The 18,247-nt window shown below is 69.8% G+C and carries 19 protein-coding genes; 9 read left to right on the top strand and 10 right to left on the bottom strand.

Annotation, left to right across the window (positions count from 1 at the left end; translation table 11 throughout):
• Positions 1-17 precede the first annotated feature (17 nt).
• The 5 genes from E0H50_RS29515 to E0H50_RS29495 form a co-directional block, all read right to left on the bottom strand.
• Entirely contained in the window at positions 18-782 is a 765-nt protein-coding gene (locus tag E0H50_RS29515) for a YebC/PmpR family DNA-binding transcriptional regulator (protein WP_131293805.1), read from the bottom strand.
• 33 nt (positions 783-815) lie between these two features.
• Positions 816-1,409: a pyridoxal 5'-phosphate synthase glutaminase subunit PdxT gene (pdxT, locus tag E0H50_RS29510; protein WP_131293804.1), complete on the bottom strand. Its 594-nt coding sequence runs from the start codon at positions 1,407-1,409 to the stop codon at positions 816-818.
• Positions 1,406-1,972 (bottom strand): DUF6891 domain-containing protein, encoded by a 567-nt coding sequence (locus E0H50_RS29505; RefSeq protein WP_238151349.1) that lies wholly within the window; start codon positions 1,970-1,972, stop codon positions 1,406-1,408. The genes pdxT and E0H50_RS29505 overlap by 4 nt, the downstream gene beginning before the upstream one ends.
• The gene (gene pdxS / locus E0H50_RS29500; RefSeq protein WP_131293803.1) at positions 1,969-2,859 is read right to left on the bottom strand and encodes a pyridoxal 5'-phosphate synthase lyase subunit PdxS; all 891 of its coding nucleotides are present in this window, start codon (positions 2,857-2,859) and stop codon (positions 1,969-1,971) included. Before pdxS ends, E0H50_RS29505 begins: the two co-directional genes overlap by 4 nt.
• Before the next feature lie 72 nt (positions 2,860-2,931).
• On the bottom strand, positions 2,932-4,284 hold the full coding sequence (locus tag E0H50_RS29495; protein ID WP_131293802.1) for an aminotransferase-like domain-containing protein: 1,353 nt from the start codon (positions 4,282-4,284) through the stop codon (positions 2,932-2,934).
• 135 nt (positions 4,285-4,419) lie between these two features.
• Here E0H50_RS29495 and E0H50_RS29490 point away from each other — a divergent pair, with 135 nt between their 5' ends.
• Together E0H50_RS29490 and E0H50_RS43170 are read left to right on the top strand one after the other, a co-directional pair.
• On the top strand, positions 4,420-6,075 hold the full coding sequence (locus E0H50_RS29490) for a bifunctional 3'-5' exonuclease/DNA polymerase (RefSeq protein WP_131293801.1): 1,656 nt from the start codon (positions 4,420-4,422) through the stop codon (positions 6,073-6,075).
• A gap of 174 nt (positions 6,076-6,249) precedes the next feature.
• On the top strand, positions 6,250-6,396 hold the full coding sequence (locus E0H50_RS43170; protein ID WP_165547339.1) for a hypothetical protein: 147 nt from the start codon (positions 6,250-6,252) through the stop codon (positions 6,394-6,396).
• 7 nt (positions 6,397-6,403) lie between these two features.
• Here E0H50_RS43170 and E0H50_RS29485 read toward each other — a convergent pair whose 3' ends face one another.
• Both E0H50_RS29485 and E0H50_RS29480 read right to left on the bottom strand, forming a co-directional pair.
• The gene (locus tag E0H50_RS29485; protein ID WP_131293800.1) at positions 6,404-7,354 is read right to left on the bottom strand and encodes an RNA polymerase subunit sigma-70; all 951 of its coding nucleotides are present in this window, start codon (positions 7,352-7,354) and stop codon (positions 6,404-6,406) included.
• Complete coding sequence (locus tag E0H50_RS29480) at positions 7,351-7,845, bottom strand: hypothetical protein (RefSeq protein ID WP_165547338.1); 495 nt, start codon at positions 7,843-7,845, stop codon at positions 7,351-7,353. Before E0H50_RS29480 ends, E0H50_RS29485 begins: the two co-directional genes overlap by 4 nt.
• A gap of 76 nt (positions 7,846-7,921) precedes the next feature.
• Here E0H50_RS29480 and E0H50_RS29475 point away from each other — a divergent pair, with 76 nt between their 5' ends.
• Complete coding sequence (locus E0H50_RS29475) at positions 7,922-8,674, top strand: S-methyl-5'-thioadenosine phosphorylase (RefSeq protein ID WP_131293799.1); 753 nt, start codon at positions 7,922-7,924, stop codon at positions 8,672-8,674.
• A complete protein-coding gene (locus tag E0H50_RS29470; protein WP_131293798.1) occupies positions 8,671-9,699 on the top strand; it encodes an NAD-dependent epimerase/dehydratase family protein in 1,029 nt (342 codons plus the stop codon). The genes E0H50_RS29475 and E0H50_RS29470 overlap by 4 nt, the downstream gene beginning before the upstream one ends.
• On the opposite strand, the gene E0H50_RS29465 is transcribed toward E0H50_RS29470, so the two are convergent.
• Together E0H50_RS29465 and E0H50_RS29460 are read right to left on the bottom strand one after the other, a co-directional pair.
• Positions 9,676-10,800: a sensor histidine kinase gene (locus E0H50_RS29465; protein ID WP_238151348.1), complete on the bottom strand. Its 1,125-nt coding sequence runs from the start codon at positions 10,798-10,800 to the stop codon at positions 9,676-9,678. The genes E0H50_RS29470 and E0H50_RS29465 overlap by 24 nt on opposite strands.
• Before the next feature lie 11 nt (positions 10,801-10,811).
• Positions 10,812-11,507 (bottom strand): response regulator transcription factor, encoded by a 696-nt coding sequence (locus E0H50_RS29460; protein ID WP_238151347.1) that lies wholly within the window; start codon positions 11,505-11,507, stop codon positions 10,812-10,814.
• 122 nt (positions 11,508-11,629) lie between these two features.
• Between E0H50_RS29460 and E0H50_RS29455 the strand changes: the two genes are divergently transcribed.
• From E0H50_RS29455 to E0H50_RS29435, 5 genes are all read left to right on the top strand, one after another.
• Positions 11,630-12,277, top strand: a complete 648-nt coding sequence (locus E0H50_RS29455; protein ID WP_131293795.1) for a glycosyltransferase family 2 protein — start codon at positions 11,630-11,632, stop codon at positions 12,275-12,277.
• Complete coding sequence (locus E0H50_RS43560; RefSeq protein ID WP_131293794.1) at positions 12,277-13,527, top strand: DUF2064 domain-containing protein; 1,251 nt, start codon at positions 12,277-12,279, stop codon at positions 13,525-13,527. Before E0H50_RS29455 ends, E0H50_RS43560 begins: the two co-directional genes overlap by 1 nt.
• A 107-nt stretch (positions 13,528-13,634) precedes the next feature.
• The gene (locus E0H50_RS29445) at positions 13,635-14,963 is read left to right on the top strand and encodes a glycosyltransferase 87 family protein (protein ID WP_131293793.1); all 1,329 of its coding nucleotides are present in this window, start codon (positions 13,635-13,637) and stop codon (positions 14,961-14,963) included.
• Complete coding sequence (locus E0H50_RS29440) at positions 14,920-15,771, top strand: ATP-grasp domain-containing protein (RefSeq protein ID WP_131293792.1); 852 nt, start codon at positions 14,920-14,922, stop codon at positions 15,769-15,771. Before E0H50_RS29445 ends, E0H50_RS29440 begins: the two co-directional genes overlap by 44 nt.
• Before the next feature lie 60 nt (positions 15,772-15,831).
• Positions 15,832-16,758: a threonine ammonia-lyase gene (locus tag E0H50_RS29435; RefSeq protein ID WP_131293791.1), complete on the top strand. Its 927-nt coding sequence runs from the start codon at positions 15,832-15,834 to the stop codon at positions 16,756-16,758.
• Here the strand turns inward: E0H50_RS29435 and E0H50_RS29430 are convergent.
• Positions 16,755-18,200, bottom strand: coding sequence for a glycosyltransferase family 87 protein (locus tag E0H50_RS29430; protein ID WP_131293790.1), 1,446 nt, complete (start codon positions 18,198-18,200; stop codon positions 16,755-16,757). The genes E0H50_RS29435 and E0H50_RS29430 overlap by 4 nt on opposite strands.
• Positions 18,201-18,247: the final 47 nt, after the last annotated feature.

The following is an 18,247-nucleotide window of genomic DNA, read 5'->3' as shown; positions in this document are numbered from 1 at the left end:
TCCTCCCCTGCGGGATATCAGGCGTTGGCCGCTTCCATGATCTCGTCCGACACGTCGAAGTTCGCGTAGACGTTCTGGACGTCGTCGCTGTCCTCGAGGGCGTCGATCAGGCGGAAGATCTTGCCGGCGCCGTCGGCGTCGAGTTCGACCGTCATCGACGGGACGAACTGGACGTCGGCGGAGTCGTAGTCGATCCCGGCGTCCTGCAGCGCCGTCCGGGCCGCGACCATGTCGGTGGCCTCGGTGACGACCTCCCAGGACTCACCGAGGTCGTTGACCTCGTCGGCGCCGGCCTCGAGCACGGCCTCCATCACGTCGTCCTCGGACAGCGACTTGCCGTCCTGCTCCTTGGCGACGACGATCACGCCCTTGCGGTTGAACATGTACGCGACCGAGTTCGGGTCGGCGAGCGATCCGCCGTTGCGCGTCATCGCCGTCCGGACGTCCGCGGCGGCCCGGTTGCGGTTGTCGGTGAGGCACTCGACCAGCATCGCCACGCCGTTCGGGCCGTAGCCCTCGTACATGATCGTCTGGTACTCCGCGCCGCCCGCCTCGGCACCGGAACCGCGCTTGACCGCGCGGTCGATGTTGTCGTTCGGGACCGAGGACTTCTTCGCCTTCTGAATGGCGTCGTACAGCGTCGGGTTCCCGCCGGGGTCGCCACCGCCCATCCGGGCGGCCACCTCGATGTTCTTGATCAGCTTCGCGAAGAGCTTGCCGCGCTTCGCGTCGATGACGGCCTTCTTGTGCTTCGTGGTGGCCCACTTGGAGTGGCCTGACATGGCGAACCCAACCCTTCTACCTACAACACAGACTCAGCAGCCCCGGACCAGATCGGCGAAGTACCCGTGCAACCTGGCGTCCCCGGTCATCTCCGGATGGAACGAGGTGGCCAGCAGCCGATCGTGGCGGACCGCGACGATCCTACCCGTGGCGGGGCCCGAGCTCACCGTCGACAGTACCTCGACGTCCCTGCCGACGCGCTCCACCCACGGTGCCCGGATGAACACGGCGTGGTACGGCGTGTCGAAGGCAGCAAACTCGAGGTCTGCCTCGAAGGAGTCCACCTGCCGCCCGAACGCGTTCCGCCGGACCGTCACGTCGAGCCCGCCGAGCGTCTCCTGGTCCGCGGTCCCGCCGGTGATCTCGTTCGCCAGCATGATCATCCCGGCGCAGGTGCCGAACACCGGCATCCCGTCCGCGATCCGCTTCTGCAGCGGCTCGAACAGGTCGAACGCCCGCGCGAGCTTGTCCATCGTGGTCGACTCGCCGCCCGGCAGCACCATCGCGTCGACCTCCGCCAGCTCGGACGGACGCCGTACGGCGCGACCCTCGACGCCGACCTCGGCCAGCATGGCCAGGTGCTCACGCACGTTCCCCTGCAACGCGAAAACGCCGATGACCGTCACAGCGTCACCCTCCGTCGCCACTCGAGGGTGACCTCGATACGGCCTTCGTCGAACACCGCGGGCAGGTCGTTCTGGCGCAGCAGCGCGAGCACGTCCTCCAGCAGCGGCTCCCCCGGTGCGACGTTCGCGGTGTCCGGGTGCCAGAGCTTGAGCTCCAGCATCCCGAAGTCGACCGCGTGCCAGACATCGGTGTCGGTGAAGAACACCAGCCCCTGCGGCGCGTCCGCGGCCTCCAGCGCCTGCCGGGCCGCGTGGTGGTCCGACGTGTAGCGGACCACCACCAGGCCGAGACGCTCGAATTCCGCGAGTACGGCGTCCAGCCGGTCCGGATCCGTGTTCTCCGGCCAATCGGACGCCTCGGCGTTGAGGTCGATGACCGCCTCACCGATCAGCAGCGGTACGAGCGCGGCCGGGTCCATCGACGGCGCGTCCTCCTGGACGGCCTCCGTCAGTGCGGCCGTGATCGCCGCGTGGTCGGCGTACCCGGACCGCACCAGCACGCGAGCGAGCCCGCGCAGTTCCCGGGCGGTCCGCTCGTCCACGGACTGCAGACTGTTGCTCACCAGCCGCGCTCTGCGAGCCGGTGCGGCTGCGGGATCTCGTCGACGTTGATGCCGACCATGGCCTCGCCCAGGCCGCGGGAGACCTTGGCGATCACGTCGGGGTCGTCGTGGAACGTGGTGGCCTTGACGATCGCTTCCGCGCGCTGCGCCGGGTTGCCGGACTTGAAGATGCCCGAGCCGACGAAGACGCCCTCGGCGCCGAGCTGCATCATCATCGCGGCGTCGGCCGGGGTGGCGATGCCGCCGGCGGTGAACAGCACCACAGGCAGCTTGCCGAGCGCGGCGACCTCCTTGACCAGCTCGTACGGCGCCTGCAGCTCCTTCGCCGCGACGTACAGCTCGTCCTCCGGGAGGTTCTGCAGCTTGCGGATCTCCTGGCGGATCTGGCGCATGTGGGTGGTCGCGTTGGACACGTCACCGGTACCGGCCTCGCCCTTGGAGCGGATCATCGCCGCGCCCTCGGTGATCCGGCGCAGCGCCTCGCCCAGGTTGGTCGCGCCGCAGACGAACGGCACGGTGAACTGCCACTTGTCGATGTGGTTCGCGTAGTCGGCCGGGGTGAGCACCTCGGACTCGTCGATGTAGTCCACGCCGAGGCTCTGCAGCACCTGCGCCTCGACGAAGTGACCGATCCGGGCCTTGGCCATCACCGGGATCGACACGGCGCCGATGATCGAGTCGATCATGTCCGGGTCGCTCATCCGGGAGACGCCGCCCTGGGCGCGGATGTCGGCCGGGACCCGCTCGAGCGCCATCACCGCGACCGCGCCGGCGTCCTCGGCGATCTTGGCCTGCTCGGCGGTGACGACGTCCATGATCACGCCGCCCTTGAGCATCTCCGCCATCCCGCGCTTCACCTTGGCGGTACCGGTCTGGTTCTCGGTCACTGTTCCTCCTGATCGTGGGGCTCGCTGTCCAGGTTAGGAGGTACCGGGCCTCGAACTTCAGTCCACCGTGGATCAACTGGACTGAAGGGCCTCATCCAGTCGGGCGACCACGAGCCGGAGCGTGGCCGGTGGCGCGGTGAACGGGATCCGGATGTGCCTGCGGTCGGTCGCGTCCGGCGTGAACAGGTCACCCGCGCCCAGCAACAGCCCCTGCTCCCGGGCCGCCTCCAGGACGCGGCGGGCCCGCGTCTCGGTCAGCTCGAGCCACAGCGTCATACCGCCCGTCGGCGTGGGCCACGCCACACCGTCGAGTGTCCGGAGTCCGGTCTCCAGGGCGTTCAGGTTGGCGCGCAGCCGGGTCCTGCGGCGGCCGATCACCTTGTCGAGCTTCGGCACGATCGCCCGCGCCAGCAGGTCGTCCAAGGCGCTGGGCGAGGCCACGCTCAGCTGCGCCGCGGTGTTGATCCGCCTGCGCAACTGCTTGCCGGTACGCACCCACCCGACCCGCAGCCCACCCCACACCGTCTTGGACAGCGAGCCCACACTCACAGTCCTGGGATAGCGGCTGAGTGGCTCGGCCTGCTCCCCGGTGGCCAACCACAACGGCCGCATCGTCTCGTCACTGATCAGAGCAGCGCCGTACCTGCGGGCTATCTCGACCACCGCTTGCCGCCGGTCAGCGGGCAGGCTGAGGCCGGTCGGGTTGTGGTTGTCGGCCTGCAGGTAGATGACCTTCGGGCGGTGGCGCCGGCAGAGGTGAGCGAGCTGATCGGTGTCCCAGACACCCGCAGGCCAGCCGGCGACGTCCAGGCGGTGTTTGCGGAGCAGATCGAAGGCAGCCGGGTACGTCGGGGTCTCGGTGATCGCCACGCCCGGTCCGAGGTCCAGCCCGGCCAGTGCCGCGTTCAGACCGGCTGCTGCGCCGACGGTGAGCGTCAACTGCTCCGGCTCGGTGGGCACGCCCTCTGAGCTGAGGCGCTCGGCCAGAGCCGCTCTGAGCTCCTGTGACCCTCCTGGTGGTGGCCCGTCACCGCCCATGGCCTGTGGCAGCCCGTCCTCAACGATCTGCGCTGCCGCCTCAGCCACGTCATGCGGCGCAGCCGTCGTGGCGAACCGCAGGTCGAGCACCGGCCGGTCCCCTGCCGTCACCGTGGACGCCGGCGCCACTGGGTCGAGCAGCCGGTCCAGCGGTCGCACTACGGTCCCGGAGCCGCGCTTGGTCTCCAGTACGCCGTCACGCCGCAGGTTCTCCAACGCGCGGACGACGGTCACGCGACTCACTCCGAGCCGCTCCGCCAGCACCCGCTCCGAGGGCAACCGCGAGCCGATCGACAGGTCGCCCCGCTCGATGCGCCGCAGCACGAGACCTTCGACCTGCTCGGTCTTGGTCCCGTCCGCCGCCTCCAGGTCCCCCACCCGCCACATAAGTCCAGTCTCGCACGACTGGCCTGATCCTCGATCCTTGTGCCCCCACCAGCCATTATCCGGCCGTCGAATTGGCTGGTGGGGGCTCAAAGTGAGGTGATCAGAGTGTCGGTGGTGGGTGTGAGGATGGGGCTCATGGACGAACGGTGGCTGATCGCTCCGGAGGAGGGCGGCGGGGCGATGCTCGTCGCCTTGCATCCGGACGGGCAGCCGGCCGGCGAGATCCTGCGCGAACCGGACCTGGTCGCGGCCGTCGCGTCGCGGCCGCAGGTCGCGCGGTGGGTGTGGCGTTCGTCGACCGAGATCTACCCGCGGTTGCTGGCCGCCGGTGTCCGGGTCGAGCGGTGCTACGACATCGAGAACACCGAGGGCCTGCTCCTCGGCCACGAGGGCCGGCTCGGCGAGCCCCGGTCTGCGGCCGCCGCGTGGGCGCGATTGAGCGGTCGGCCGGTCCCACCCGATCCGCCGCTGCGTGCCGTCGTACCGGGTGAGCAGTCGTCGTTGTTCGAGATCGCTGTCGAGCCGGTCCCGTTCGACGCCTTGCTCCGGGTGTACGCCGACCAGCTCCGCCGGCACGACCTGGCCGAGTACCCGGACCGCATGCGGTTGCTCACGGCATCGGAATCGTCCGCGATGCTGGTGGCGGCCGAGATGGACCTCGCCGGGTTGCCGTGGAGCGCCGACGCGCATCGAGAGGTGCTGAGCGAGCTGCTCGGTGAACGGTTCGCCGGATCGGGTGAGCCGCGCCGGCTGACCGAGCTCGCGGACCAGATCTCCGCGGCGTTCGGGCACCGGGTGCGGCCCGAGCTGCCGGCCGACGTACTGAAGGCGTTCAAGCAGGCCGGGCACCAGGTGAAGTCGACGCGGAAGTGGGAGCTCGAGCACCTCGATCATCCGGCGGTCGCGCCGCTGCTCGAGTACAAGAAGCTCTACCGGATCTACACCGCGAACGGCTGGAGCTGGCTGAACGACTGGGTCCACGACGGGCGGTTCCGGCCCGGGTTCCTGCCCGGTGGCACCGTGTCGGGCCGCTGGATCACGAACGGCGGCGGCGGTCTGCAGATCCCGAAGGTGATCCGCCGCGCGGTGGTCGCCGACCCCGGCTGGCGGCTCGTCGTCGCCGACGCCTCGCAGCTCGAGCCGCGGGTCCTGGCGGCGATCTCGCGCGACCGCGCGCTGATGGAGGTCGCCAGTGATCCCGGAGACCTCTACAAGGCCGTGTCGGACCAGGCATTCTCCGGCGATCGTGCGCAGGCGAAGCTCGCCGTCCTGGGTGCGATCTACGGTCAGACGTCCGGCGACGGCCTCAAGCACCTGGCCATGTTGCGCAAACGATTCCCGCAAGCCGTCGCGTACGTCGACGACGCGGCCCGAGCCGGCGAAGAAGGCCGGCTGGTCCGCACGTACCTCGGCCGCACCTGTCCACCCAGCGGCCATCCCCTCGACGAGGCCATGCTCGAAGGCCCGCCCGCCGACCTCCCTGCCACAGACCCCCGGCACGCCCGAGCCCGCGGCCGCTTCACCAGGAACTTTGTGGTCCAGGGCAGCGCCGCCGACTGGGCTCTGCTGCTGCTGGCCGCCCTTCGTCAGTCCCTGGCCCCTCTGAAGGCCGAGCTTGTCTTCCACCAGCACGACGAGGTCATCGTCCACTGCCCCGCCGAGGAAGCCGAGCAGGTCACCGAATACATCCAGCAGGCCGGCAACCTCGCCGGCGTCCTGACCTTCGGCCCGACACCCGCGAATTTCGCCTTCGTTTCGACGGTGGTCGAAAGGTACTCCGACGCCAAGTAGCCCAGATGTCGTGAGTGCGGCTGGGAAACAGTCATTCGCTATCTGCACAGCTCGTTGTCTCGGATTTCGAGGGAACCGATCGGCCCGTCCTGACCTCTGAGACTTGTATGGTCAGGAATGCCTGGGCTGCCCGACAACGCAAAACCTCCAGGCGCGACGAAAGGACAAACTGTCATGGATTTCGGCCGCAAACTCCGCAAGGGCGAGGTCACCAAGAAGGAAAGCAAGGCGATCGAAAAGGGGGATTCCGGCCAGGCCGTCCAGATGACCGGGAAACAGGCCAGGGCTTACGCAAAGGCCAAGAACCGACTCGGCAGGTAGACAGTCTTCACCTTCCGTCGTCCAGTCCCATCGTGGCCGGCAGGCCGTACCGCCCGGCATCTGTGGTTTCGAAGGCGGTGATTTCCGCGATTCGGCGTTGTTCGACGCGGAAGATGTCCAGGCCGAAGAAATCACGATTCAGGTAAGCGGCCAGGGCGGGCTGGCGATTGACCGTCACAGGGACGAATCGCCAGGTCCCGCGGTAGGCCGGGGTGAGGTTCGGGGTCAGGGAGCGGATTGCGTCGGTGCGGCCTTCGAACCAGAACGGGTACGGGGGCATGGTGATGCGGATGTCTTCGTGCATCAGGGCGGCCAGCGCGGTGGGGTCGGCGTTGTCCCAGGCGGTGAGGTAGCGCCGGAGGAGTTCGCGTTCGGCCTCGGACGTGTCGCGCGCCGACCACTCGGAGCGGTGTGGCGGTAGGTGCTCGCGGAGGACCGGACGCGCACGTTGCAAGGCGGAGTTGACGGCTGCCACGGACAGGTCGACAGCGTCCGCCGTCTCCCGGGCTGACCACCCCAGGACGTCACGGAAGATCAGTACGGCCCGTTGCCGCGCGGGTAGGTGCTGGATCGCGATCAGGAACGCCAACTCGATCGTCTCCCGCCGGATCGCGACCGCATCGGGCTCCTCGGCCCGATCCAGCAGTACGTCGGGAAACGGCTGCAACCACGGAACGTCCTCCCGTGCCGGCAGGGCGGTCGCGGGGAACGACGCCGGTTCCAGCTGGTACGGCAGCACCCGCCGCGGACGCCGTACGTCGATGCACGCGTTCGTCGCGATCCGGTACAACCAGGCCCGCACCGACGACCGCCCCTCGAACTCCCCGAGCGCCCGCCACGCACGGAGGAATGTCTCCTGCACCAGGTCCTCGGCCTCGTCGAACGACCCGAGCATCCGGTAGCAGTGCACCCGTAGCTCGTGCCGGTACCGCTCGACGTCCTCCTCGAAGCTGGTCATCGTCCGTCCTCGAGTTCGATGGTGGTGGGCATCGGGGCGTGGCCGGCCAGGCGGAACCAGGTGACCAGGCGGCGGTGGCGGAGGTCCCGGGTGGAGACGACGACGTCGTTGTGGAAGCGGCGGGCCAGTTGGACGCGGCGCATCGCGAGGGTGAGTTCGCCTGCCCAGGGTTCGATGTCGGTGCCGGTGGCATGGATCGCTCGGGTGAGCGCGGACTCGGCCTGTTCCCGGAGTTCGAGCGCGTCGAGTGAGGCGGCCCGGGCGCGATGGGCCGCGTCGAGGAGCAGGAGCGCGGAGGCGGGGTCGAGGATGTCGCTGCCGGCGAGTTCCGCGACCAGGGCGGAACGGCGCGCGAGCTCAGTCTCGAGAGCTGCGCGGGCGAGCTCCACGCGGTGGTGCAGCCGGTCGAGCCGGCCAGCGGTCCAGCTCGCGTAGGCGCCGAACAGCAGCAGCACCGCGCCCACCGCGAGCAGCACCCACGAGATCTCCACACCCCATTCTTACGGAGCGATGACGGACAAGCCGGATCTGGTAGTCGCGGCTGCTCGCGGCACTAGCGTCGGGACCATGGCTGAGATTGGCGTGATCGGCGGGTCCGGGTTCTACTCGTTCCTGTCCGGTGCGGAGACCATCGAGATCGACACCCCGTACGGCGCACCCAGCGAGCCGCCGCTCGTCGGTGACCTCGACGGGCGGGAGGTCGCGTTCATCCCGCGGCACGGCGCCGACCATCGGTTCCCGCCGCACCGTGTGAACTACCGCGCGAACCTGTGGGCGCTCCGCGAGCTCGGCGTCCGCCAGGTCCTCGGCCCCTGCGCGGTCGGTTCGCTCAAACCCGAGCTGACCCCTGGCACGTTCGTGGTCCCCGACCAGTACGTCGATCGCACGTGGGGCCGGGCGCACACGGTGTACGACGAGGCGCCGGTGGTCCACACCTCGGCCGCGGACCCGTACTGCCCCACCGGCCGCGCGACGGTGATTGCTGCGGGCAACGTCGTACCCGACGGCACGATGGTGGTGATCAACGGACCGAGGTTCTCGACCCGGGCCGAGTCGCAGTGGCATGCGGCGCAGGGCTGGTCGGTCGTCGGGATGACCGGCGCACCGGAGGCGGCCCTCGCCCGCGAACTCGCGCTCTGCTACACGTCGATCGCCGTCGTCACCGACCACGACGCGGGCATCGAAACCGGCACCGGCGTCACCCAGGACGAGGTCTTCGCGGCGTTCAAGCTGAGCATCGAACGGCTCCGCGAGCTGCTGAGGACCGTGATCGCGCAACTCCCCAAGCCCGACACCGACTGCACCTGCCGGCAGTCATGAAGGTCCTGCTCACCGGCGGCGCCGGCTTCATCGGGACCCACGTCCACCACCAACTCGTTGCCGAGGGCCACGACGTGGTGGTGTTCGACTCGTTCCGTCCCGATGTGCACGCGCGCCGACCGGATCCGCGTCCCGGTCTGATCATCGGGGACGTTCGCGACGCGGACGCCGTGACCCAAGCGATGGACGGCATCGACACCGTCGTCCATCTCGCCGCGAAGGTCGGCCTCGGCGTCCATCTCGACGACATCGACGACTACGTCTCCTCCAACAGTCTCGGTACGGCGGTCCTCCTGAAATCCCTCGGGAACGTCCACAACCTCGTCTACGCCAGCTCGATGGTCGTGTACGGCGAGGGCCGCTACGACTGCGACGACCACGGACAGGTCGCGCCGGGACCCCGTCGTACCGAAGACCTCGCACAAGGCCGGTTCGAGCCGCCCTGCCCGTACTGCGGCGCCCCGCTGCGCCCCGATCTCGTCACCGAGGACGCTGCTATGGATCCGCGGAACGCTTACGCGGCGAGCAAGCTCAACGGTGAGCAACTGGCCGCCGCCTGGGCCCGCGAGACGGGCGGCCGCGTCACGGCGCTCCGCTTCCACAACGTCTACGGGCCTGGCATGCCGCGCAACACGCCGTACGCCGGCGTCGCCGCGATCTTCCGGTCCGCGCTCGAACGTGGCGAGACACCTCGGGTCTTCGAGGACGGTCGCCAGCGCCGCGACTTCGTGCATGTCCGCGACGTCGCGGCCGCGGTCACGCTGTCGGCGGCCGCGCTCCCCCACCGGCCACCGTTCACGGCGTACAACGTCGGCAGCGGCACCGTCACCACGATCGGTGAGGTCGCCGCCGAGCTGGCCCGCGCGTACGGCGGCCAGCCGCCCGTCATCACCGGCGAGTACCGCCTCGGCGACGTCCGGCACATCACGGCCTCGTCCGACCGGCTGAAGAACGAGCTGGGCTGGAAGCCGGCGTACGACCTGCAGACCGGAATCAAGGATCTACTTGGTCAGGACCGGTGGTAGGTCGATCTCGAACGCGCAGCCGCCGTCGACGTTGCTGACGGCAATTTTCCCGTCGTGGGACTCGACCACGCCGCGCGCGATCGCCAGCCCGAGACCGCCGCCGCCCGCATCGGGCGTGCGCTGCTCGTCGCCGCGCCAGCCGACGTCGAAGACGCGCTCCAGATCGTCCGCCGGGATCCCGCCGCACCCGTCGGTCACCGCGAGCCGGACCCGCCCGTCGAGTTCGCGGTCGACCGTCAGCGTCACCGTCCCGCCCGCCGTTGTGTGCCGGATCGCGTTCCCGACCAGGTTGGTGACCGCGCGCGTCAACTCGTCCGGATCCCCTTGGACGGCGAGCCGATCGTCATCCTCCGGCGTCGACAGCGCCAGCTGAACGCCTTCCGCCCGCGCATGTTCGTTGTTCTCCCCCGCGACGTCCTCGGCCAGTTCCCGCAGGCTCACCGCCGACCGCCGGCGCGGCGGCGGCGCCGTCGACAATCGCGACAGCTCGAACAGGTCGTCCACCAGCCCGGTCATCCGGTCGACCGTCGAACGCATCTGCCGCAACGCACCCGGTACGTCGTCGATCACGCCGTCCTCGAGGCCTTCGGACACGGCCCGCAACCCGGCCAGCGGCGTCCGCAGGTCATGCGACATGAACGCCACCAGCTCCCGCCGGCTGGTCTCCAGCGCCCGCTCCCGCTGATGCGACGCGGCGAGCTTCTTGCGCGTCATCTCCAACTCGTTCGTCAACGCGGCCAGCTCCGCCGGGACCACGACACCGGCCGCTTCCGTCGGTTCGTACGACGTTCCGAGGTGCCGCAACCGCCGTCCGACATCGCGCGACCCCACGGTGATCCAGTGCCCGAGCAGCACCGACATCGCCAGCCCGAGCAGCGCCGCGAACGCCAGCGTCCACAGCACCACCCACGAGTCGTGCTCGGAGATGAACATCGCCCGGACGCTCTGCAGCACCGCCGCCAGTGCCCCGGCCATCGGCGCCAGCGCCGCCACGATCATCGTGATCCGCAACGATCGCCGCCGGAACCGCCACAGCACGACCGCCCCGACCGCCGCCACGATCAGCGTCCACAGCGTGGTGAGCGCCAGGATCGTCGCCATATCTCTGTTCATCAGGCGTCACCGGCGAACAGGTACCCGGTCCGCGGAACGGTCAGCACGAGTTTCGGGTCGGACGGATCCGCCTCGATCTTCTCCCGCAACCGCCGGACGTGCACGGTGACGGTCGACGAGTCGCCGAAGTCCCAGCCCCACACGCGGCGGAGCAACTCGGCCTTCGTGTACGCCTTGCCCGCGTGCGACACCAGGTACGCCAGCAGGTCGAACTCCCGATGCGTCAGCGACAGTTCGTCCTCGCCTAGGTACGCGCGCCGCGCCGCCGTGTCGACCACCACCGGCCCCGCGCTCAGCTTGGTCGGCGTCAGGTCGAGCCCGGCCAGGCGCTCCTCCCGCCGGACCATCGCCTGCACCCGCAGCGTCAGCTCCCGCGGGCTGAACGGCTTGACCACGTAGTCGTCCGCGCCGACCTCGAGCCCGACCAGCCGGTCCTCCTCCTCGCCGCGCGCGGACAGCATGATCACCGCGGCGCCGTCGTCGGCCGCGCGCATCCGGCGCAGCACCTCGAGTCCGGACAGTCCGGGCAGCATCACGTCCAGTACGACGACCGACGGCTTCCACTGCTGCCACACGTCGACCGCCGAGGCGCCGTCCGCGACCACGCGGGCGTCGTACCCGGCCTTGGTCAGGTACGCCGAGACGACGTTCGACACGGTCGGGTCGTCGTCCACCACAAGAACACGAGTAGCCACGGTCCGAGCGTAGATCCTTCGCCCGTCCCCGAGCCGCATCGGCGCCGGAACGCAGTACGCCGTAAGCGACCCGTAGCCGTGTTCGGGCCCTGACCACGCGCGTTCGTCCTTACCGTCGAAGCATGTCCGTGGATCTCGTCCTGCCGTGCCTGAACGAGGCGGCCGCCCTGCCCTGGGTTCTCGAACGGCTCCCGCCCGGCGTCCGCGCGATCGTCGTCGACAACGGCTCCACCGACGACTCGGCCGCCGTCGCCGCCCACCTAGGCGCGACCGTCGTGCAGTGCGAGATCAAGGGGTACGGCGCCGCGTGCCATGCCGGTCTGGCGGCCGCCGAGGCCGACGTCGTGGCGGTGATGGACGCCGACGCGTCGCTCGATCCGCGGCAACTGGTCCGGGTGACCGCGCCGGTCGTCGCCGGGCGCGCGGATCTGATCGTGGGCCGCCGGCGTCCGGTGTCACGGGAGGTCTGGCCGTGGCACCTCCGGCTCGCCAACGCGGAGCTGTCCCGCCGGATCAGGCGCCGTACGGGCGTCGCCCTGCACGATCTCGGTCCGATGCGCGCCGGCCGACGGACCGCGTTGCTCGGCCTCGGGCTGACGGATCGGCGGTCCGGATACCCGTTGGAGACGGTGGTCCGGGCCGCCGACGCCGGGTGGCGGATCGCGGAGGTCGACGTCGACTACCTCCCGCGCTCGGGACGCTCGAAGGTCACCGGTACGCCGCTCGGCGCCGCCCGCGCGGTGCTGGACATGTCCAAGGTGCTGCGCTGATGAGCACGCTCATCGTGATTGCGAAAGCGCCGGTGCCGGGGCGGGTGAAGACGCGGCTGCAGAGCGAGTTCACCCCGCGGGAGGCGGCGGCGCTGGCTCGGGCGTCGCTCGTCGACACACTCTGCGCGGTCCAGTTCGCGCCCGCGACGCGGCGTGTGGTCGTTCTCGAGGGTGCGCCGGGGCCTTGGCTGCCGCTTGGGTTCGAGGTCGTGGAGCAGCGTGGCGACGGGCTCGACGAGCGGCTCGCGGCGGCGTTCGAGGACGTGTACGACGGTACGCCGATGCTGCTCGTCGGGATGGACACGCCGCAGCTGCGGCCGGAGCTGCTCGGGTTCGAGTGGCACGGGTACGACGCGGTGCTCGGGCTGACCGACGACGGCGGGTACTGGTGCCTCGGGCTTCGTACGCCGGATCCGCGCGCGCTGGTCGGCGTACCGATGTCGACGGACCACACCGGGCGGGATCAGCTCCGTCGGCTGCTGGCGTTGGGGTTGCGGGTGCGGATCCTGCCGACGCTGCGGGACATGGACACGCCGAAGGATGCGGCGTACATCGCTGACGAGTTCCCGTCATTGCGGGTGTCGCGGCTTTACCGGCGGCTGCAGCATTCGGCGCATCCGGGGTTGCTGTTCGAGCAGGCACTCGGCGGTACGGCGCGAGTTGTTGCCACTGGCATCGATGGACGGACGGTGCCGCCGCTGTCCGAGGTGGAGCGCTGGACGGCGCCGGCGGACGAGGTGGACCGGCTCGCGCTGAGTCGGTGCGAAGGGCCTGTGCTGGACATCGGGTGCGGTCCGGGGCGGATCGTGACCGCGCTCGCCGAGCGTGGAATCCCGGCGCTCGGTGTCGATGTGTCGCCGCGGGCTGTCTCACTCACGACGTCGCGGGGCGCGGCGGCGCTGCATCGTCCGGTGCAGGATCCGCTGCCGGGCGAGGGGCGCTGGGGCAGTGTGCTGCTGATGGACGGGAACATCGGGATCGGCGGTGATCCGGCCGATCTGCTGCGTCGTTGCGCCGAGCTCGTCCGTCCCGACGGTCTCGTGCTGGTCGAGGTCGACCCGGACGACGAACTCGACGACAGCACCCCGATCGTACTGCGCAGCTCCACCGGCCGCCACTCCACCCCGTTGCCCTGGGCAAGAGTAGGCACCCGCGCCCTGATCCGCCACGCCCGCACCACTCACCTCCACCCCACCGAAGACTGGCGAACCCCCCACCGAGCCTTCCTAACCCTCCGCCGAACCGCATGACGCGCCCCGCGATCCCCAACTTTGTGCACGGTTCGGTCAAATTCCGGCGCCGGAAATGGTCGAACGGTGCACAAAGTCGCCGGTACATCGGGGTTGGGGGTGCTGTGGTGGCGTTGGCGGTGGTCGTGGTTGGGGCGGCGGCTCGGCAGTGGTGGCCGGACGTGGTGTTGGTGGTGGGGACCGTGGTGGTCGGGGTCCTGGTGTGGCGGTTTGGGCGGGGGTTGGGGGTTGGGGTTGTCGTGGTTGTGGCGGGGTTGTGTCAGGTGCCGGGGCTGACGCAGGCGCCTATCACCAGTACGGACGCCTACCGGTACGTGTGGGACGGGCGCGTGCAGTTGTCGGGGCATTCGCCGTACGGATATGTGCCGCTGGACGACCGGTTGGCGCAACTGCGGGATCCCGTGCTGTTCCCGGGGTTGTCGCCGGATCAGCGCTCAGGGGTGACGAGCATCCCGGACGACCCGGCGCAGCTCCCGGTCGACGATGCCAGGACGCGGATCAACCGCCCCGGCGTGCCGACCATCTACCCACCGGTCGCCGAGGCCTACTTCACCGTGGTCGCGCTGTTCACCCCCTGGTCGGCCGGCACCCTCGGCCTGCAACTAGCCGCCGCATTGATCGCGATCGCACTCACCTGGCTACTCGCCGTACAGAACCCGCGCTGGGCCGCGCTGTGGGGTTGGTCACCGATCGTCGCTCTCGAGGCGAGCAACGCCGCCCACGTCGACGTCCTCGCCGCACTCCTCATCACGGCCGCCGTCGTCACCGCCGCCCGCAGGCCGAAACTCGCCGCCGTCCTCCTCGGAGCGGCCGGCAGCGTCAAGCTCCTCCCGCTCCTGCTGCTCCCCGCGTTCCGGCGCCACCGCCCACTCGTTGCCCTGGGCACCTTCATCGCCTCGTACCTCCCGCACGTCCTCGCCGTCGGCGCCTTGGTGCTCGGCTTCCTCCCCGGCTACCTGAACCAGGAAGGCTTCGAGGACGGCAGCTCCCGATCGGCGATTCTCGCGCTCCTGCTGCCTCCTGAGGCCCGTCAGGTCGTCGCCGCGGTCCTCGCGCTCGCCCTCGCCGCGCTCGCCTTCCACCGCGCCCGGCGTGACCCGCTCGCCCTCACCTGCTGCTGGCTGTACGGCGCTGCGCTCCTGATCGCCACGCCGACGTACCCGTGGTACGGCCTGCCGCTGATCGCCCTCGCAGCGCTCGCGAGCCGCCCCGAGTGGATCGCCGTACCGCTGGCGTCGTATCTCGCCTACGCGAGCTTCGGGCACGACACCCGCCAGGGCCTGATCCACCTGGCCGCCGCTGTCGTCGTCGCCGGCGCTCTCACGATCCGTCACCAACTCGTTGCGAAGTCAGGTTTGACCGCACCACCCCTCCCCGCCAACACTGGCGAGCGTGACGAATCGCATCGCCCTCGCAACCTCGGCCGACTACGCTGAGTTGCACCCTGACGAACGCCCGCTCCTCGACGCGCTCCGCGCCGCGGGCCTCGACCCGGTGGTCGAGGTCTGGACCGACCCGTCGGTCGACTGGTCCGCGTACGACGCTGTCCTGCTGCGGACGGTCTGGGACTACTTCTGGCTGTACGCCGAGTTCACCGAGTGGCTCGCCCAGCTGGACAAGGCCGGCGTACCTGTCCTGAACTCCACGGACCAGGTCCGCTGGAACAGCGACAAGCAGTACCTGCTCGAACTGCGCGAGCGTGGTGTCGCGATCGTTCCGTCCCAGGTCGCGGCCGGCGCGTGCCTGCGCGAGGTCGTGGCCGGACTCGCCGGTCAGCAGATCGTCGTCAAGCCGACCGTGGGCGGCAACGCCCTGCACACGGTCCGCGGCGTCGCCGGCTCCCCCGAGTTCGAGCAGGCGCTCGGCGAGCTGCCCGATGTGGTGTACCTCGTGCAGCCGTTCGTGCCGGAGATCCAGTCCGACGGCGAGTGGTCGCTGCTGTTCTTCAACGGCGAGTTCAGCCACGCGGTGGTCAAGCGTCCGGCAGCCGGCGACTACCGGGTCCAGGAGTCGCACGGCGGCCGTACGACGCCGACGGACCCGCCCGCCGCCGTACTCGCGGGCGCCCAGGCCGCCTTGGCCGCCTCCGGCCCGACGCCCACCTACGCGCGAGTCGACGGAGTCGTCGTCAACGACCGCTTCCTGCTGATGGAGATCGAACTCATCGAGCCGTACCTCTTCCTGCCGCAGTCCCCACCCGCCGCCGCCAAACTCGCCGCCGCAGTGGCCGCCCGCCTCTCATGAGCAGCCGGTTCCTTTGAGCTTGAAATACCATCTACCTACTGGACTTTTATCCTCGGCGGTATGCCGACGCTCGAGGACATCCGCCAGGCCGCCAGCGAGCTCGAAGGGCGGATCCATCGGACACCGGTGCTGACCTCGTCCGCGCTGAACGAGCGGTTCGCGGCCGATCTGGTGCTGAAGGCCGAGCTGTTCCAGAAGACCGGCAGTTTCAAGGTCCGCGGGCTGCTGGCGAAGCTCCTGCGGTTGACGGCCGAGGAGCGCCGGCGCGGCGTCGTCACGGTGTCGGCGGGGAACGCGGCCGGCGCGCTGGCCTGGGCGGCACGGGACGCAGGGGTGCCCGCGACGGTGGTGATGGCGGCGACCGCCGTACCGGCGAAGATCGACGCGGCCCGCGGCTACGGCGCGACCGTCGAACTCGTCGAGGGTGACCTGATGGCGCAGTACGAGCGGATCCGGGACGACCGGCAGCTGACCGGCGTTCATCCGTTCGACGACGAGGACGTGATCCTCGGGCATGCCGGCCTAGGTCTGGAACTGCTGGCGGACCGCCCGGACCTCGACACCGTTCTGGTCCCGGTCGGCGGCGGCGGACTGATCTCGGGGGTCGCGACGGCGGTGAAACTGCTCAAACCGGCGATCCGTGTGATCGGGATCGAGCCGGAGCAGGCCGACGTGGTCAGCCGCAGCCTCGCCGCCGGCGTACCGCAGAAGCTCTTGACCGCCCGGTCGATCGCCGACGGCCTCGCGGCACCCGTCTGCGGCACCCGCAACCTCCCGCTCATCCAGCGGTACGTCGACGAGGTCGTCCGCGTGTCCGAGGACGCACTGCTCGAGGCGACGCGCCTGGTCATGTCACGGACCAAGCTCGCCCTCGAACCGGCGGCCGCGGCGCCCTTCGCGGCGCTGCTCGAGGATCTCCGGCCCGAAGGGGTCACCGCCGCCGTGGTGAGCGGCGGCAACCTGGACGTCGCGAAGCTGAGGTTCTAGGCGGTTGCCAGGTCGGTCCGGGCCCGGGATCTGACTCCGTCGCTGGGGTCGTCGACGACGTCACCGTGCCGGACCGGATCGTTCTCCGGGAGCAGGATGTCGCGGGCGACCACAAGCATCAGCCAGAGCGTGCCGGCCATCCGCAGGATCACCGACAACCAGTAGATCCGGTCCGGGATCTCTGGGTTGCCAGGCGCCAGGAACTGCGCCAGATGCATCCACACCAGCATCCAGTAGAAGCATTCGCAGGCCTGCCAGATCAGCCAGTCCCGCAGCCTCGGCCGGGCCAGTGCCACCAGCGGCAGCAGCCACAGCACGTACTGCGGTGAGTAGACCTTGTTGATCAGCAGGAACGCCGCCACGACCAGGAACGCGAGCTGCGCGAATCTGGGCGGCCGCGGCGCCATCAGGCCGAGGATCGCGATCGACAGACAGAGCCCGGCGAAGATCACGATGTTCAGCTGGTTGACGTCCGCGACCTCGTGCTTGGCGAGCTTGAGGACGTACCAGATCGAGCCGTAGTCGCTCTCCCGCTCGTCGTTGAACTGCCAGAACGACAACCACTCGTTCTTCGCGAGCAGGTAGATCGGCGCGTTCACGAGCCCCCACGCGACCGCAGCCGCCACGGTCGCCTGGACCCACGGCCACAGCTTCCGTCCACGGATGCACACGATCAGCAACGGACCGAGCAACAGGAACGGGTAGAACTTCGCCGCGGTCCCGAGCCCGAGCAGTATGCCGAACCAGATGGGTTTCCCGCGTGACCAGGCGAACATCGCCCCGGCGGTCAACGCGACCGCGAACAGGTCCCAGTTGATCGTCGACGTCAGAGCGAGCGCCGGCGCCGCGGCGACGTACAGGGCGTCCAGCGGCTGTCCACGGGCCGCTCCGGGGCGTTTCGCGACTCCGCGCGCGGTCGCGACCGTGAGGCCGACGATCAGCAATGCGCAGAGGAACAGCAGCACGGTGTTGACCAGGAAGAACACGCCGGCCGTGTCGCGCTTCTGCTCGACGGTCAGGTCCTTCTTCGGGTCACCGGTGATCACCCAGGTGATCCGCGCCGCGACCTCCATGAAGCCGCCGGTCAGCACCGGGTACTCCAGCACCGGGTAGTTGCCGGTGTCGAGGAACGGCCGGTTGCCCTCCGCGAAACCGCGCTCCTGGTACAGGAACCCGATGTCGGAGTAGCAGAGCGCCTTGAACGGCCGCCAGCTCTGGCGGTCCCAGCCGGCTTCCATGCACGGCGCCTTCTGCAGGACGCCGAGCCCGAAGGTGAGCGTGCAGACGGCCAGCGCGATCCGCAGCGGCGTCCACCACGACGAGCTGAGCCGGGCGAACCGCCCCGACGGTCCACCGAGCCCGACGGTCAGGCCGGCGACGGCCGGATCAGCCTCCGACGGCGTCTGCGCGAGCTCGCGTTGTGGTCCGGTCACGGTGGGCATCATCTCCTATCGGGCCCCTGGCGACCACCAGAGGTTACCCACCTGTG

It is taken from the genome of Kribbella sindirgiensis (assembly GCF_004331435.1).
GTDB classification, from domain to species: domain Bacteria; phylum Actinomycetota; class Actinomycetes; order Propionibacteriales; family Kribbellaceae; genus Kribbella; species Kribbella sindirgiensis.
Note: the sequence above shows the minus strand (reverse complement) of the source record. Positions and strands in the feature narration are given on the sequence as shown.

What these genes read in the sequence shown, in the direction of transcription:
- E0H50_RS29470 (WP_131293798.1), top strand. Translation starts at nt 8,671, where the DNA reads ATGAAGGTCCTGCTCACCGGCGGCGCCGGCTTCATCGGGACCCACGTC.
- E0H50_RS29465 (WP_238151348.1), bottom strand. Translation starts at nt 10,800, where the DNA reads ATGGCGACGATCCTGGCGCTCACCACGCTGTGGACGCTGATCGTGGCG.
- E0H50_RS29495 (WP_131293802.1), bottom strand. Translation starts at nt 4,284, where the DNA reads ATGTGGCGGGTGGGGGACCTGGAGGCGGCGGACGGGACCAAGACCGAG.
- E0H50_RS29475 (WP_131293799.1), top strand. Translation starts at nt 7,922, where the DNA reads ATGGCTGAGATTGGCGTGATCGGCGGGTCCGGGTTCTACTCGTTCCTG.
- E0H50_RS29455 (WP_131293795.1), top strand. Translation starts at nt 11,630, where the DNA reads ATGTCCGTGGATCTCGTCCTGCCGTGCCTGAACGAGGCGGCCGCCCTG.
- E0H50_RS29435 (WP_131293791.1), top strand. Translation starts at nt 15,832, where the DNA reads ATGCCGACGCTCGAGGACATCCGCCAGGCCGCCAGCGAGCTCGAAGGG.
- E0H50_RS29515 (WP_131293805.1), bottom strand. Translation starts at nt 782, where the DNA reads ATGTCAGGCCACTCCAAGTGGGCCACCACGAAGCACAAGAAGGCCGTC.
- E0H50_RS29485 (WP_131293800.1), bottom strand. Translation starts at nt 7,354, where the DNA reads ATGACCAGCTTCGAGGAGGACGTCGAGCGGTACCGGCACGAGCTACGG.
- E0H50_RS43170 (WP_165547339.1), top strand. Translation starts at nt 6,250, where the DNA reads ATGGATTTCGGCCGCAAACTCCGCAAGGGCGAGGTCACCAAGAAGGAA.
- E0H50_RS43560 (WP_131293794.1), top strand. Translation starts at nt 12,277, where the DNA reads ATGAGCACGCTCATCGTGATTGCGAAAGCGCCGGTGCCGGGGCGGGTG.
- E0H50_RS29430 (WP_131293790.1), bottom strand. Translation starts at nt 18,200, where the DNA reads ATGCCCACCGTGACCGGACCACAACGCGAGCTCGCGCAGACGCCGTCG.
- E0H50_RS29490 (WP_131293801.1), top strand. Translation starts at nt 4,420, where the DNA reads ATGGACGAACGGTGGCTGATCGCTCCGGAGGAGGGCGGCGGGGCGATG.